Here is a 15,460-nt window from a genome sequence, read left to right on the forward strand (position 1 = left end):
CCCATGACCGTGTTGAAGATGTCCGACCTCGATCTGCAAGGTAAGCGCGTATTGATCCGCGAAGACCTCAACGTCCCAGTCAAGGACGGAGTTGTCACCAGCGATGCGCGAATCCTGGCTTCGCTGCCGACCATCAAGCTGGCCCTGGAAAAAGGCGCGGCCGTAATGGTTTGCTCGCACCTTGGCCGTCCGACTGAAGGCGAGTTCTCGGCCGAGAACAGCCTCAAGCCAGTCGCCGATTACCTGAGCCGCGCCCTGGGCCGCGAAGTGCCGCTGGTGGCTGACTACCTGGGCGGCGTCGACGTCAAGGCCGGCGACATCGTGCTGTTCGAAAACGTGCGCTTCAACAAGGGCGAGAAAAAGAACGCTGACGAACTGGCCAAGCAATACGCCGCCCTGTGCGACGTGTTCGTGATGGACGCTTTCGGCACCGCGCACCGCGCCGAGGGCTCGACCCACGGCGTGGCCAGGTTCGCCAAGGTTGCCGCTGCCGGCCCGTTGCTGGCTGCCGAGCTCGACGCACTGGGCAAGGCCCTGGGCGCCCCGGCCCAGCCAATGGCTGCCATCGTGGCCGGTTCCAAGGTTTCGACCAAGCTCGACGTGCTCAACAGCCTGAGCCAGATCTGCAACCAGTTGATCGTCGGCGGCGGTATCGCCAACACCTTCCTGGCGGCTGCCGGTCACCCGGTTGGCAAATCCCTGTACGAGCCGGACCTGCTGGACACGGCCCGCGCCATCGCCGCAAAGGTCAGTGTGCCATTGCCGGTAGACGTGGTAGTTGCCAAGGAATTCGCTGAAAGCGCTGCGGCCACCGTGAAGCTGATCGCCGACGTTGCGGAAGACGACATGATCCTCGACATCGGCCCACAGACCGCGGCGAATTTCGCCGAACTGCTGAAGTCGTCGAAGACCATCCTGTGGAACGGCCCGGTGGGTGTATTCGAGTTCGACCAGTTCGGTAACGGCACCAAAGTGCTGGCCCAGGCTATCGCAGACAGCGCGGCGTTCTCCATCGCGGGCGGTGGCGACACCCTGGCTGCCATCGACAAATATGGCGTGGCCGAGCAAATTTCCTACATTTCTACCGGTGGCGGCGCGTTCCTCGAATTCGTTGAAGGCAAGGTGTTGCCAGCCGTTGAAGTCCTGGAAAGCCGGGCCAAGGCCTGAGGGTCGCCCGTTTGACCAGGCAAGGGAGTGTTGAAATGGTCAAGACGTTAGCGCTGATGATCGTCGCGGGTTTGCTGGCCGCTTGCGGGAGTAATCCGAAAGCCACGCCGGAGCCTGCGCCGTCTGCAGCGGAAAAGGGCTGCTACCAGGCTGACTGGCAGGCGGAAACCAATCCGGTGCTCAACAAGCGTTCCGGGCCTGATGGCCTGGACAAATACGAGACCCAGACCCCCGCCAAGGAACATGGATGTCCTTGACGGGTCTGACTCTTTACTCAGGGCTGGCGGCGTGCGCCGTTGGTCGAGGGACACGGATGAAAGGATTTATCGCCATTACGGCGCTGGCATTGTTGGCCGGGTGCACCAGCTTGAACCCGTTCGAGTCGTCCGCACCGGTGGACAACTGGACTACCTGGACCTGCGACAGCCAGGCGAAGGTTGTCTGGCGCTATACCGACGACAGCCGTGAGCAAGTCGACGTCCGCCTCGGCGGAGCCGATCAGGTCTACCGTCTCAAGCAGGAGCCGGGCGCGTCGGGTTCGCTATACAGCAACGACATGCTGGCGTTTCACATAAAAGGTGAGGAAGGCCTGGTTTACTGGGTCGCCACCAATGATTTGATTGGCCGTGGTTGCAAGGCGCAGTAATCGATACACCACCAATCCCGTGTGTAAACGGGTTTTTATGGTGAGGGGGCTTTTGTGGCGAGGGGGCTTGCCCCCGATGGGCTGCGCAGCAGCCCCCAATCGGTAAGTCAGAAATGTCGCATGGGAGCGCTTCGCACTCCAACGGGGGCTAGCCCCCTCGCCACAAGGCAACACCGAATTCGCAGCGCGGGGCCAACCCCCGATCTGCAATAACTTGAATAGCCGCCGCCGCTACGGCAGGCTGGCACGATTAACGACCCTCAACCGGGAGAGATACACACAATGGCACTTATCAGCATGCGCCAGATGCTGGACCACGCAGCCGAGTTCGGCTACGGCGTTCCAGCCTTCAACGTCAACAACCTTGAGCAGATGCGCGCCATCATGGAAGCCGCTGACAAGACTGACTCCCCGGTGATCGTCCAGGCTTCGGCCGGTGCTCGCAAATACGCCGGTGCTCCATTCCTGCGCCACCTGATCCTGGCGGCAATCGAAGAGTTCCCGCACATCCCGGTATGCATGCACCAGGACCACGGCACCAGCCCTGACGTCTGCCAGCGTTCCATTCAACTGGGCTTCAGCTCGGTAATGATGGACGGTTCCCTGGGCGAAGACGGCAAGACCCCGACCGACTACGACTACAACGTCCGTGTAACCCAACAAACCGTGGCCATGGCTCACGCCTGCGGCGTATCGGTAGAGGGCGAACTGGGCTGCCTGGGTTCGCTGGAAACCGGCATGGCTGGTGAAGAAGACGGCATCGGCGCCGAAGGCATTCTGGATCACAGCCAGATGCTGACTGACCCGGAAGAAGCCGCTGACTTCGTCAAACGCACCCAGGTCGACGCCCTGGCCATCGCCATTGGTACCAGCCACGGCGCGTACAAGTTCACCAAGCCGCCTACCGGCGATGTGCTGGCGATCGACCGCATCAAAGAGATCCACAAGCGTATTCCGAACACTCACCTGGTGATGCACGGTTCGTCTTCGGTTCCGCAAGAGTGGCTGGCGATCATCAACCAGTACGGCGGCGACATCAAAGAAACCTACGGCGTACCGGTTGAAGAAATCGTCGAAGGCATCAAGCACGGCGTGCGCAAGGTCAACATCGACACCGACCTGCGCCTGGCATCCACCGGCGCCATGCGTCGCCTGATGGCCACCAACCCGAGCGAATTCGACCCGCGCAAGTTCTTCGGCGCCACCGTGACCGCCATGCGCGACGTGTGCATCGCTCGTTATGAAGCCTTCGGTACCGCAGGCAACGCTTCGAAGATCAAGCCGATCTCCCTGGAAGCAATGTTCCAGCGTTATCTGAAAGGTGAGTTGAACGCCAAGGTCAACTAAGACCCGCAGCGTTTGGATCGAATGAAAAACCCGCCCGGAGGCGGGTTTTTTGTGGGCGCAAGATCTAAAGATTGCAGCCTGTTTACTTATCGTGATCGATATCCAGCTTGCTGAACGTCACTTTCCCGCCTTCACTGGTGTACCCGGTGTTGTCCTGCACATAAACGCCAGCCTTGAAGTACAGTGGTTTGTCCCGCCACGTCGCACTGATATTGGTGTCCCATTGATAGCCCGCCGCGCTGATGCCCAGCGCACCTCCAGGACTGAGGTGGATGAGATACGAGAACTCCCGATCAAGCTTCACTCCCGTGGCGATTGTGATCACCCGGCCTTCGGCGTCATAGGGGTGCATGCGCACTTTGGCGACGATATTGCCGGTGGCGGTCGTGGTTTTGTATTGGTATTCGACCTTCACCATGGGTTTCTGGCTTTCATAGGCATGGATCTGGCCTATGACGATTTTTCCCGAGCTTGGCACCTGGTTCACCGCCAGGGTGGCGCGCAATGTGTTGTCGGCGTCCGGGTAGTACCAATTGCGCAGGGTGCCGTTGCTGTAGGTTTCCCGTAGTTCGGTACGCGGATAAATGGCGTTTGCGGTACGGGAGCCGGTCACTGGAGCCCAGAAAAACAACGTACCGGTGTCGGAGTGGAAGTATTGATCCTTGAAGCCGTTCACCAGTTTTGACGTTTCAACGGTGTAGGGCGGGCTGCCGACGGGAACACTGAGGTTCCAGGTTGCGAGGTCGATCATGTCAGTGCTTCCATCTGCTGCTTCCTGTACGAACGTGCCAAACGCTCTGGCACGTGCCTTTGACGGCGGTCTTTATAAGCGTACGAGGTGAGCTTGTTAACGCTGGCCCGGTATTTAATTGGCGCCAGCATGTTGTCGAAATGCCATCCTTCCCGGTTTTATTGGGCCTCAAGGACTGACCGTTAGTCGGCAAAAAGACTTATTGGTAGATGATGGCGCTATGACACCTACTGCTTTAGTAGATCCGCGTCTAGAGTAAGCACTTACAATTTGTCCGGTTTTCACAAGAGCCCGGCCTGACTCCCGCCAAAGAGAAGCAGCATGGAATGCGCGCAACCCACGCCGGGTGAAGGCAGCTCAACCTTACTGATCGTCGATGACTACCCTGAAAACCTGATCAGCCTGCACGCCTTGCTGTCTCGTCAGGACTGGCAGGTCATCACCGCCGCGTCGGGCTTCGAAGCGCTGGGTCTGCTGCTCGAACACGATATCGACCTGGTGCTGCTGGATGTGCAGATGCCGGGCATGGATGGTTTTGAAGTCGCGCGCCTGATGCGCGGCAGCCAGCGAACGCGCCTTACGCCGATCATTTTCCTGACCGCCGCCGAACAGACCCAGGACGCCGTGATCAAAGGCTATGCCAGCGGTGCTGTGGACTATCTTTTCAAACCCTTCGATCCACAGATTCTTAAACCCAAGGTCCAGGCCCTGCTCGAGCATCAGCGCAATCGCCGGCAGTTGCAGCACCTGAGCCATGACCTGGAGTCCGCACGCGCCTTCAACGCTTCGATACTGGACAACGCCGCCGAAGGCATTGCGGTAGTGGGTGAGGACGGGCTGATACGGTTTGCCAACCCGGCAATGTCGCGGTTGCTCAATGCCACGGTGCAGGAGCTGCAAGGCAAGGAATTTCTGGACTGCCTGCAAAAACCGCATATTCCGGTATGGGCCGATTCCGACTTCTTTGCCGCTTACCGACGCGGCGAGACCCTGCGTCTGCACGATGCGCTGTTGCGCACGGCGCTGGGTCAGCAGGTGCCGGTGACGCTTTCCTGTGCACCATTGCCTTCGGAGCAACATGCGATGGTGGTGACCGTGCTGGACATGTCCGTGGTGCGTCACCTGCATCAGCAGCTGGAGTTTCAGGCCGTGACCGACCCGCTGACCGGGCTGCTCAACCGCCGGGGGTTTTACCAGACGGTGGAAAACCTGCTGCTGCGCGGCGAGCGAGCGGACAGCCACTGGGTATTGCTGTTCCTGGATCTCGATGGTTTCAAGCGAGTCAACGACTCTCTTGGGCACGATGCCGGTGATCGGGTCCTGCGCTGGGTGTCCGAGCAGCTCAAGACCTGCCTGCGGCCTTTCGATATCCTGGCGCGGATAGGCGGCGACGAGTTCACAGCGCTGCTGGATCTTGAGTTTCCCGAGCAGGCGGCCAAGATTGCCGAGAAGCTTATTGAGCGAGTATCCATCTGCCAGCAAATCGATGGGCTGGATATTGCGCTGGGCGCCAGTATCGGCATTGCCACGTTTCCCGATTGTGCTACCAATCTCGACGGGCTGTTGCGAGCGTCCGACATCGCCATGTACGAAGCCAAGCGTGCGGGCCGTCAGCAATATCGCTTTTATGACCACGAAATGAACGGGCGGGCGCGTTCGCGGCTGATGCTCGAGGAAAGTGTGCGAACGGCCATCGAGAATCGTGAGTTCAATCTGGTGTATCAACCCCAGGTCGCGATTGCTGGCGGGCGGCTCCGTGGTTTCGAGGCGTTGCTGCACTGGCAGCATCCAAGCGTCGGCGATGTTCCCCCGGGGCTGTTTTTACCCTTGCTGGAAGAGGCACGGTTGATCAGCCGGCTTGGCAGCTGGATTTACCAGCGCAGCGCAGGGCAACGCAAAGCCTGGGAAGCCGTATTTGCCGAGGATCTGGTATTGAGTGTCAGCTTGAGCAGTACGCAATTCGCTATGCCTGGCCTGGCAACAGAACTGCGTCAGGTACTTGAGCGCCATGGCTTGCAGCCACACCATCTGGAAATCGAGGTCACCGAGGAGGCCTTGATGCATAACACCGAGGAAACCCGCAAGCAACTGCGTCTGCTTCGCAATCTGGGGGTGCGGGTGGCTCTCGATGATTTTGGTTGCGGGCCATGCTCCCTCGCGCTTATTCGCGACCTGGAGCTCCACACGCTGAAACTCGACCGCCATATGATCGCGCGGTTGCCTTCATCCGAACGGGATGCGGCACTGGTGCGTAGCGTGATCGACCTGTGCAGCCAGTTGGCCATGGAGGTGGTTGCCGAAGGAGTGGAAAACGTCGTGCAATATCAATGGCTGCAAGCCAATGGTTGCGGCTATGTGCAAGGTTCACTGGTGGCGCGGCCGATGATGGCCGAGGAGGTCGGCGGCTTTGTGCAACCATTCGACTGGAGCGCGTTGTCCGGCTGAATTCGCTACACTGGCGATCTTTTCGTGACTTGTATTTACCGCCCCGATGACCGTTCTGAAATACCTCCAGGCCTATCCCGCTTCCCTGCAGGCTCAGGTGCGCCAACTGATCACCGACGGTCGGCTGGGTGATTACCTGAGCCAGCGTTACCCGGAAAAACACGCAGTGCAGAGTGACAAGGCGCTGTACACCTATGCGCTCGACCTCAAGCAGGAATACTTGCGCAATGCCCCGGCCATCGACAAGGTGCTGTTCGACAACCGTCTGGACCTGACTCACCGAGCCCTTGGCCTGCACACCACGATCTCCCGGGTGCAGGGCGGCAAACTCAAGGCCAAGAACGAAATTCGCATTGCCTCGCTGTTCAAGGATGCGCCTTCGCAGTTCCTGAAAATGATCGTGGTGCACGAGCTGGCACACTTCAAGGAATCGGACCACAACAAGGCGTTCTACAAGCTTTGCGAGCACATGTTGCCGGGGTATCACCAAGTCGAGTTTGATGTTCGGGTGTACCTGACGTGGCGGGATATGCAATAGACGATCTTTCAAGGAGCGTTAGATGGACGTAAGCAAGACCAAAAGCAGTTTCTATCGCCGCTTGTACGTGGCGTACCTGATCGACAGCGGGCTGGCCAGCAGCGTCCCGGCGTTGACCGAAGCCACCGGCATGCCACGGCGCACCGCCCAGGACACCATCGCGGCCTTGGCGGATCTGGATATTGTTTGCGAGTTCGAGCAGGAAGAGGGAGCGCGCAACCATGCGGGGCGCTACCGGATTCGCGAGTGGGGCGCGATCGATCGGGGCTGGATCGAGGGCAATCTGCAGCAGATCAAGGCAGTGCTGGAGTATCCCTGAGCTTCAGTATTGTGCAGCCTGCCGTATAACCCGGATCCCCTGCGGCAATCCGGGTTGAAGCACTTCAGGAACGACGCATCCCGATGTGTGGAATGCCATCCTCGACATATTCCTCACCCGACACGACAAACCCGTATCGCCCGTAATACCCCTGCAAATGTGCCTGTGCCGAGAGATAGACCGGCATGTCGGGCCAGTATTTTTCGATCTGCTTGAGCGCCTGCTCCATCAACTCGTGACCCAGGCCACTGCGACGAGCGTGCGGTGCGGTGAGCACCCGGCCGATCACCACGTCACCACCCTGTGATTGCGGGTCCAGCAGCCGCAGGTAGGCCACCAGTCGGTTGCCGTCCCAGGCCATCACGTGGCAGGTGTCACCTTCCAGATCCTGGCCATCAATGTCCTGATAAACGCATTTCTGTTCGACGACAAATACCTCGGTACGCAACTGCAGAATGGCGTACAGCTGCTCTTTGCCCAGATCGCTGTGGTGTTTGCAGATCCAATCGACTGTCATGTTTTGATTTCCTGAAAACGTACCTCCGATACTAAGCGCACTGGTGGCAGAAGTCTTTATGGCGGATCAATCTGTAACAATGTCCAAAATGCCATCATTGATTGCTCGCGGTTGCGCCGCCTTTGTGTACTCTGCAATGAAGCGCTTTGCAGTGGCTCCGATGAGCTACTTTGAGTACCCGGGATATGCCGGTAAGGGGCCTTGGGGTTCTGGCTGAAAGCACACCGGGCAAACCGCCCGCTAAGGATTTTCCAGCATGCCGCGATTGCATCGAGCTTTGGCCTTGATCGGATTGCTGTTGCAGGTCCAGGGGGTGTCCGCTGACAGGCTGCGTCTGGAAGCCGATGCCTGGCCTCCCTTTACCGATGCCACGTTGATCAATGGCGGCCTGGCCACGGATATTGTCAGTACCGCACTGGCCAGGGCCGGTTATGCCAGTGAGTTTGAACAGGTGCCCTGGGCGAGGGCTCTGCGGGGGGTGGGCGAGGGGCGGTACGACGTGCTGGTCAACGCCTGGTACAACGACGAGCGCACAAAACTTGGCCAGTTTTCCGCGCAGTACCTGCTCAACCGCGTGCGGTTTCTCAAGCGCAAAGATGCCCCCATCGAATTCAATGATCTGCAGCAACTGCACACCTATCCGATTGCGGTGGTGCGCGGTTACGCCTATTCATCGACCTTCGATGAAGACCAGTCGTTGCAAAAAGTCCCGGTGCACAGCTTCGCCATGGCAGTGCGCATGGTCGCGGCGAACAGGGTCAAACTGACCCTTGAAGACGAATATGTCGCCCGTTACTACCTCGCTCGCGAAGTGCCCAAGGTGCGCAATGCCGTGGAGTTCCTGCCCAAGCCGTTGAGCGAAAACAGTCTGCACATTCTGGTTAGCCTGAAGAACCCGGAGCACGAACAGATCGTCGCTGGTTTCGACCGCGCGATTGCGGCGATGAAGGCGGATGGGAGTTATGCCAGGTTGATGAGGCAGCATGGGATGTAGGGCGTTAGCTGCCAGCGGCGGGTTCGGCGTTGTTTGAGCGGGCCTCATCGCGAGCCTGCTCGCGATGAGGCCCCTCCAGGCGCCGCATGTCTCAAGCTTCGCTGGTGTCCTTGATCAGATGCGCCGCCAGCGTCCGCAACGGTCCCAATTGCCGGCAGATCAACGCCAGTTGTGTCTGCACCAACCGCTGGCCTTCATCGATTTCATCGGGCATCTGCTCAAGGGTATCGGCCAGCGCCTCTTCTTCGTCGCTCTGGATCGCAATCGAGGATTTACTGGCCAGCCCCTGGGCTATTTCGTCGATGCTGGTGGCGAGCTTCACCCCGGCGCCTTCGATCAGGTTCTCGCGAACATCGGCCGGCAACTGCGTTTCCCGGTGTGCCCCCAGGCCTGACAAATAGCTGAGCAGCGTGTGTGACAGCACCAGGAAGCGAAAGCCGACATCCGCCTCCTTACGGAAGTGCCCCGGCTCCATCAGCATGTTCGCCAAGGTGGTCGACAGCGCAGCGTCGGCGTTGTGTGCGTTGCGTCGGGCGAGGCGGTAGGCCAGGTCGTCGCTCTTGCCGGCGGCGTACTGCAGCATGATCTGGCGCAGGTAAATGCTGTTGCAGGTCAGCGTGTTGGCCAGCACCTTGTTCAGGCGTCGGCCTTGCCAGTCCGGCAGGAACAAAAACACCGCCAGCCCGGCGATCAGGCTGCCGAGCAAGGTATCGAGCAGTCGTGGCAGGAACAGCCCGTAACCGTCGCCCACCTGGTTGAAGCAGAACAGCACCATCAAGGTAATTGCCGCCGTCGCCAGGGTGTAGCGGGTGGTGCGATTGATAAAGAACACCACCCCGGCGGCGATGGCGAAGCATGACTGGATCAGCGGGTTCGGGAACAGATCGAACAGCGCCCAGGCCAGCGTCAGGCCAAAGGCGGTGCCGATGATCCGCTGGCCGAGTTTGCGTCGTGTCGCGCCGTAGTTCGGTTGGCAGACAAACAGCGTGGTGAGGATGATCCAGTAGCCTTGGGAAGGGTGGATCAAATGCACCATGGCGTAGCCGATGCTCAAGGCCAGGGGCAATCGCAGGGCGTGGCGGAACAGCAGCGAGGTCGGCGTGAGTTGCGTACGCAGGCGGGTCCACACGTCCTTGAGGTTGCGTGGCGAGCGATCGAGCAGGCTACTGTCGGTGGCGTCGGCCAGGGCATCAGGGTTGCTCGCGTCGCTGAGCAGGTGGTCGAGGGTACCCAGGTTTGCCGCCAGTGCCCGCAAGGAGCGGAGCAAGCCGCGCCAGGCTGGGTTGCTCTGCACCCGCAGGTGTTCGAGGGAGGCGTCCAGGTCGCTCAGGGCCTCGGCGAAGCTGGCGTCATAGATGAATGGCTGGCGCATCTGGATCGATTCGGCCAGTGCCCTGCAGGCCTTGCCTTGCTGGCGCAGCAGGCGCTGACAGCGGAACAGCACGTCGCTGTGGAAGAATGCTTCGGCCAGGGCGTTGTAGGGGTAGTGCGATGAGCTGGCGCGCTCGTGGATGTCCTGGGCGAGGAAGTACAGCTTGAGGTAGCGACTGACTTTCGATCCCGGCCGGGCGTTGCCAACCCGATGCAGGATGATTTCCTTGGCCGCATTCATCGCCGCCACCACCCGGCCGTTCTGCTGGGCCAGCTCCAGGCGTCGCGCTTCAACGTCCATTTGCCGGATCGGTTCGAACAGCGATGATTTGAGCTTCAGGTAAAACCCCAGCTCCCGGAACAGCCGCGCGAGGCTCTGCTGTACAGGCTGGTTGGAGAACAGCGCCTGCCAAAGCACTGAAAGCAGACCGTACCAGGCTGCACCGGCCACCAGCAGCACCGGTTCGTGCCAGACATCGGTGACCGCACCACCACGCTGGTCCACGCCGATCATGGTGTAGACCGACAGGATCAAGGTCGCTGAAGCAATCGCGCCATAGCGTTCGCCGAGGGCGCCGAGCATGGTCAGGCAGAAGGCAGCCAGGGCGAAGGCGACGATAAAGATTTTCGGGTAGGGGAATAGCAGTTCGACGGACAGCGAAGCGACCAGGAAACACACCAGCGTGACCGCCAGTGCATTGAGACGGCCCTGCCAACTGTCGTCGGTTTCAGCCAGGGCGCTGGCAATGATCCCCAGGAACAACGGGATCAACAGGCCCATTTCATCCTGATACCAACACAGCGCCATGGTGCCGGTCAGGGCGATGAACACCCGCACGCTGTAGCTGAATTTATCCAGCGCCCAAAGGCGACGCAGAGACTGGCTGAACGAAGTCGATGACATGAAGTGCGAAGGCCTTCCGAGGCAATGACGCTAAATTGAGCCACTAATGACGTCGACGCAATGGCGGCGATCACATCAGACAGCAAAATCTGTTCCTTCCTTGTGTGAATACACTCTGCAAATCATCACAGACCCAATGTGGGAGCGGGCTTGCTCGCGAAGGCGGTGTGTCATTCAACATCAATGTTGACTGATCCGACGCTTTCGCGAGCAAGCCCGCTCCCACAGTTGTTTTGTGTACGCCAGTTGGTCAGACGTACTGCGCGGCGGCGTAGCCGGATGCCCAGGCCCACTGGAAGTTGAAACCGCCCAGGTGCCCGGTGACATCGAGCACTTCGCCAATGAAATACAAGCCGGGGCTTTTCAACGATTCCATGGTCTTGGAAGACACCTCGTTGGTGTTGACGCCGCCCAAGGTCACTTCGGCGGTGCGATAGCCTTCGGTGCCGGCCGGGACCACTTTCCAGCTCGCCAGTTTTTCCGCGATGTCCGCCAGTTCCGCATGGGTGTACTGCTTCATCGGTTTGGAGGCGAACCAGTTGTCCGCCAGCAGGTTGGCCATTTTCTTGGTGAAAATTTCTCCGAGCAGGGTTTTCAGTTCGCTGTTCGGACGTTCGGCTTGCTGCTGTTGCAGCCAACTCGGCACGTCGTGGTCCGGCATCAGGTTGATTTCAACGGTGTCGCCGGATTCCCAGAACGAGGAAATCTGCAGGATCGCCGGGCCGCTGAGGCCGCGGTGGGTGAACAGGATGTTCTCGCGAAAGCTCTGGTCGTTGCAGCTCACCAGGCAATCCACCGACGTACCGGACAACTCGGTGCACAGGGCCTTGAGCTGATCGGTAATGGTGAACGGCACCAGGCCGGCGCGGGTCGGCAGCAGTTCGTGGCCGAATTGCCTGGCCACCTGATAGCCGAAACCGGTGGCACCCAGGGTCGGGATCGACAGGCCGCCGGTGGCGATTACCAGGGATTCGCAGGTGATCTGGTCGAGCGTGGTGTCCAGCAGGTAACCGCTTTCGAGTTTCTCGATGGTCTGGATCGAGGTGTCCAGGTGCAGGCTGACGCCGACCTGATCGCACTCGTTGAGCAGCATTTCGAGGATGTCGCTGGATTTGTTATCGCAGAACAGCTGGCCGAGTTTTTTCTCGTGGTAGGGCACGCCGTGCTTGGCCACCATGCCGATGAAGTCCCACTGGGTATAGCGGGCCAGGGCAGATTTGCAGAAGTGCGCGTTCTGCGACAGGAAATTGCCCGGTTCTGCGTACATGTTGGTGAAATTGCAGCGCCCGCCACCCGACATCAGGATTTTCTTGCCGGCCTTGTTGGCGTGGTCGAGCAACAACACTTTGCGCCCACGCCCGGCGGCGGTCAGTGCACACATCAACCCTGCGGCGCCAGCGCCAATGATCACGACTTCGGTAGAGCGCAAAACGGTGTCCTCTCGATGTATCACCACAAAACAAACTGTGGGAGCGGGCTTGCTCGCGATGGGGCCATCACATTCAACATCAATGTCGACTGATAGACCGCTTTCGCGAGCAAGCCCGCTCCCACAGGGGACCTTCTTTGGTTGGAAGATCGCTTACAAAATACGCACGCGCAACGAGCGGCCTTTGATCTTGCCATCGTTCAAACGCTGCAAGGCCTGCTTGGCGATGCCACGTTCCACGGCCACATAGGCCTGGAAGTCGAAGATCGCGATCTTGCCGACCTGGGCGCCGGGGATGCCGGCATCACCAGTGAGTGCGCCCAGAATGTCGCCCGGACGAACCTTGTCTTTACGGCCAGCACCGATGCACAGGGTACTCATCTGCGGCAGCAGCGGGCCACCGCCCTGATTGGTGAGGTTGTCTACCTGATCCCAGGTCAACGGCGATTTCTGCAACTGCTCGATGGCCTGCGCACGCTGGGCTTCGGACGGTGCGACCAGGCTGATCGCGAGGCCTTTCTCACCGGCACGGCCGGTACGGCCCACGCGGTGGATGTGGATTTCCGAATCACGGGCCAGCTCGACGTTGATCACCATGTCCAGGGAATCGATATCAAGGCCGCGGGCGGCAACGTCGGTGGCAACCAGTACCGAAGTACTGCGGTTGGCGAACATGGCCAGTACCTGGTCGCGGTCGCGCTGTTCCAGATCGCCGTGCAGGCCGACCGCGGAGATGCCTTTGGCGGTCAGGTGATCGACGGTTTCCTGCACCTGCTGCTTGGTGAAGCAGAATGCTACACAGGACGCCGGGCGGAAGTGGCCGAGGACCTTGGTCACGGCGCTCATGCGCTCTTCCGGGGAGATCTCGTAGAAACGTTGCTCGATCTGCGTGTCGTCGTGGAACGCCTCGGCCTTCACCTGCTGCGGGTTGCGCATGAATTTCGAGGCCAACTGCTTGATACCTACCGGGTAGGTGGCGGAGAACAGCAGGGTCTGGCGGCGCTCCGGGGCCTGCATGATGATTTCTTCGATGGAGTCGTAGAAACCCATGTCGAGCATGCGGTCGGCTTCGTCGAGGATCAGGGTGTTCAGGCCGTGAAGCACTAGCGAACCTTTGCGCAGGTGCTGCTGGATGCGCCCCGGGGTGCCGACGATGATATGCGCGCCGTGCTCCAGCGAAGCGATCTGCGGGCCGAGGGACACGCCTCCGCACAGGGTCAGAACCTTGATGTTGTCTTCGGCACGGGCCAGGCGACGGATTTCCTTGGCAACCTGGTCAGCCAGCTCGCGGGTCGGGCAAAGAATCAATGCCTGGCAGCCGAAATAGCGCGGATTGATCGGGTTCAGCAGGCCGATACCGAAGGCGGCAGTCTTGCCGCTGCCGGTCTTGGCCTGGGCAATCAGGTCCATCCCCTTGAGGATCACCGGCAAGCTTTGCGCCTGGATCGGCGTCATCTGGGCATAACCGAGGGAGTCGAGGTTAGCCAGCATGGCGGCGGACAGCGGCAAAGTATTAAATTCGGTGGCGATGGTGGTCACGGGACTGGCCTGCAAAACAAAATGTCGCGCAGTGTACCAGCCCAGTGGCCATTCGCCCTAAGGTTCGATGTGCTGTTCCGGACGTTTGACGCGCCGTCCGTCTTCCTTTGAGAGCTGCGAGAAGATCGTAGCGGCCAGCATGGCCATGATTCCAACGGTTACAAACGTCAGCTGGAATGCACCCAATACGGTCTCGACGCCGTCATTTCCGATTTCCGCCGTAAACCCGCCGAGCAGCGCCCCGGCGCAGGCAACGCCGAGGCTCAGGGACAATTGCGCGACCACCGACAACAGGCTGTTGCCGCTGCTGGCGCTGGCGTCGTCGAGGTCAATCAGGGTCACGGTGTTCATCGCGGTGAACTGCAAGGAGTTGATCGCGCCGAGAACCGCCAGCAGGCACAACAACAGCCAGTACGGCGTCTGTTCGCTGACCAGGCCCATGCCCGCCAGCATGATTCCCAAGGCGAGGGTGTTGCCGGTGAGCACGATGCGATAGCCCAGACGCTCGATCAGCGGCCGCGCCACCCACTTGGCGACCATCGCCGCTGCAGCCAGCGGCAGCATGCTCATCCCGGCCTGGGACGGCGAATAGCCCAATGCGACTTGCAGCAACAATGGCACCAGAAAGGGGAGCGCGCCGCTGCCGAGGCGGGCGAACAGGTTGCCGAGGATGCCGACGGCGAAAGTCCGGGTCTTGAACAGCGACGGTGCAAACAGCGGGTTCTCGATATGTCCGGCGCGCAACCAGTAGGCCGCGAGGCACGCCATGCCGGCGAACAGCAGCAGCATCACTCGCAAGTGCGGCAGGTGCAGTTCGCCCAGACCCTCCATGGCGACGGTGATCAGGATCATCGCCGCGCCGAACAATACGAAGCCCAGGCTATCGAAACGGGTACGCTCGGAACCGCGCAGGTCGGGGATGAATTTCCACACGGCGTAGCAACCGACCAGCCCCACCGGCAGGTTGATCAGGAAAATCCAGTGCCAGGTCAGGTATTGCACCATCCAGCCACCCATGGTCGGACCGATCAACGGTCCGAGCAGGCCGGGAATGGTGATGAAGCCCATGATCCGCACCAGTTCCGAGCGCGGGTAGGCGCGTAGCACCACCAGCCGCCCGACTGGCAGCATCAGCGCACCGCCCAGGCCCTGAATCACCCGGGCGCCGTTCAACTGGGTCAGGCTGGTGGACAATGCGCAGAGCAGCGAGCCGAGGCTGAACAGCAGAATCGCGCTGAAGAAGATTTTCTTGGTGCCGAAGCGGTCGGCGATCCAGCCTGAGGCGGGAATCAGCAGGGCGACGGTGAGCATGTAGGCGATGATCACGCCCTGCATGCGCAGCGGGTCTTCCGCCAGGTCTGCGGCCATGGCCGGCAGGGCGGTATTGAGGATCGTCCCGTCGAGGGACTGCATGAAGAAGGCAATGGCCACGACCCACGGTATCCAGCGGGCGGTGACGGCGTCGAGAGGCGGGCGGTTGGGCATGGGACCTC

Annotated in this window: 14 protein-coding genes; 8 read left to right on the plus strand and 6 right to left on the minus strand. The window is 60.3% G+C overall.

All coding sequences use genetic code 11. The features are described 5' to 3' along the window. Positions 1-3: 3 nt before the first annotated feature. The 4 genes from KW839_RS05565 (at position 4) to fba (ending at position 3,160) form a co-directional block, all read left to right on the plus strand. Positions 4-1,167: a phosphoglycerate kinase gene (locus KW839_RS05565; RefSeq protein ID WP_218423662.1), complete on the plus strand. Its 1,164-nt coding sequence runs from the start codon at positions 4-6 to the stop codon at positions 1,165-1,167. Between the two features lie 35 nt (positions 1,168-1,202). After that, positions 1,203-1,424 carry a hypothetical protein gene (locus tag KW839_RS05570; RefSeq protein ID WP_218423663.1) on the plus strand — a complete coding sequence of 74 codons (222 nt, stop codon included), beginning with the start codon at positions 1,203-1,205 and terminating at the stop codon, positions 1,422-1,424. A gap of 56 nt (positions 1,425-1,480) precedes the next feature. Further along, positions 1,481-1,813, plus strand: coding sequence for an MliC family protein (locus KW839_RS05575; RefSeq protein ID WP_060542371.1), 333 nt, complete (start codon positions 1,481-1,483; stop codon positions 1,811-1,813). Between the two features lie 282 nt (positions 1,814-2,095). After that, a complete protein-coding gene (gene fba, locus KW839_RS05580; protein ID WP_060542370.1) occupies positions 2,096-3,160 on the plus strand; it encodes a class II fructose-bisphosphate aldolase in 1,065 nt (354 codons plus the stop codon). Between the two features lie 82 nt (positions 3,161-3,242). Here fba and KW839_RS05585 read toward each other — a convergent pair whose 3' ends face one another. Next, positions 3,243-3,911, minus strand: a complete 669-nt coding sequence (locus tag KW839_RS05585) for a polysaccharide lyase family 7 protein (RefSeq protein ID WP_060542369.1) — start codon at positions 3,909-3,911, stop codon at positions 3,243-3,245. A 321-nt stretch (positions 3,912-4,232) separates the two neighbouring features. On the opposite strand from KW839_RS05585, the gene KW839_RS05590 reads away from it, so the two are divergent. From KW839_RS05590 to KW839_RS05600, 3 genes are read left to right on the plus strand one after another with little or no spacing between them, the layout of a single operon-like run. After that, entirely contained in the window at positions 4,233-6,356 is a 2,124-nt protein-coding gene (locus KW839_RS05590) for a bifunctional diguanylate cyclase/phosphodiesterase (RefSeq protein ID WP_218423664.1), read from the plus strand. 46 nt (positions 6,357-6,402) lie between these two features. Next, positions 6,403-6,894 carry a M48 family metallopeptidase gene (locus tag KW839_RS05595; RefSeq protein ID WP_218423665.1) on the plus strand — a complete coding sequence of 164 codons (492 nt, stop codon included), beginning with the start codon at positions 6,403-6,405 and terminating at the stop codon, positions 6,892-6,894. Positions 6,895-6,916: 22 nt separating this feature from the next. Next, a complete protein-coding gene (locus KW839_RS05600; RefSeq protein WP_060542366.1) occupies positions 6,917-7,213 on the plus strand; it encodes a helix-turn-helix domain-containing protein in 297 nt (98 codons plus the stop codon). Between the two features lie 64 nt (positions 7,214-7,277). Here KW839_RS05600 and KW839_RS05605 read toward each other — a convergent pair whose 3' ends face one another. Beyond that, positions 7,278-7,730 (minus strand): GNAT family N-acetyltransferase, encoded by a 453-nt coding sequence (locus KW839_RS05605; RefSeq protein ID WP_060542365.1) that lies wholly within the window; start codon positions 7,728-7,730, stop codon positions 7,278-7,280. Positions 7,731-7,986: 256 nt separating this feature from the next. On the opposite strand from KW839_RS05605, the gene KW839_RS05610 reads away from it, so the two are divergent. Then, positions 7,987-8,724: an ABC transporter substrate-binding protein gene (locus KW839_RS05610; protein ID WP_218423666.1), complete on the plus strand. Its 738-nt coding sequence runs from the start codon at positions 7,987-7,989 to the stop codon at positions 8,722-8,724. 91 nt (positions 8,725-8,815) lie between these two features. On the opposite strand, the gene yccS is transcribed toward KW839_RS05610, so the two are convergent. The 4 genes from yccS to mdtD form a co-directional block, all read right to left on the minus strand. Then, positions 8,816-10,999 (minus strand): YccS family putative transporter, encoded by a 2,184-nt coding sequence (gene yccS / locus KW839_RS05615; protein ID WP_218423667.1) that lies wholly within the window; start codon positions 10,997-10,999, stop codon positions 8,816-8,818. A gap of 250 nt (positions 11,000-11,249) precedes the next feature. Beyond that, the gene (locus tag KW839_RS05620) at positions 11,250-12,428 is read right to left on the minus strand and encodes an NAD(P)/FAD-dependent oxidoreductase (RefSeq protein WP_218423668.1); all 1,179 of its coding nucleotides are present in this window, start codon (positions 12,426-12,428) and stop codon (positions 11,250-11,252) included. 153 nt (positions 12,429-12,581) lie between these two features. After that, complete coding sequence (dbpA, locus tag KW839_RS05625) at positions 12,582-13,919, minus strand: ATP-dependent RNA helicase DbpA (RefSeq protein WP_236707813.1); 1,338 nt, start codon at positions 13,917-13,919, stop codon at positions 12,582-12,584. Positions 13,920-14,024: 105 nt separating this feature from the next. Further along, complete coding sequence (gene mdtD / locus KW839_RS05630; RefSeq protein WP_060542360.1) at positions 14,025-15,452, minus strand: multidrug transporter subunit MdtD; 1,428 nt, start codon at positions 15,450-15,452, stop codon at positions 14,025-14,027. Positions 15,453-15,460 lie beyond the last annotated feature (8 nt).

The sequence above is a fragment of the Pseudomonas sp. PDM31 genome, from assembly GCF_019218965.1.
Lineage (GTDB): Bacteria > Pseudomonadota > Gammaproteobacteria > Pseudomonadales > Pseudomonadaceae > Aquipseudomonas.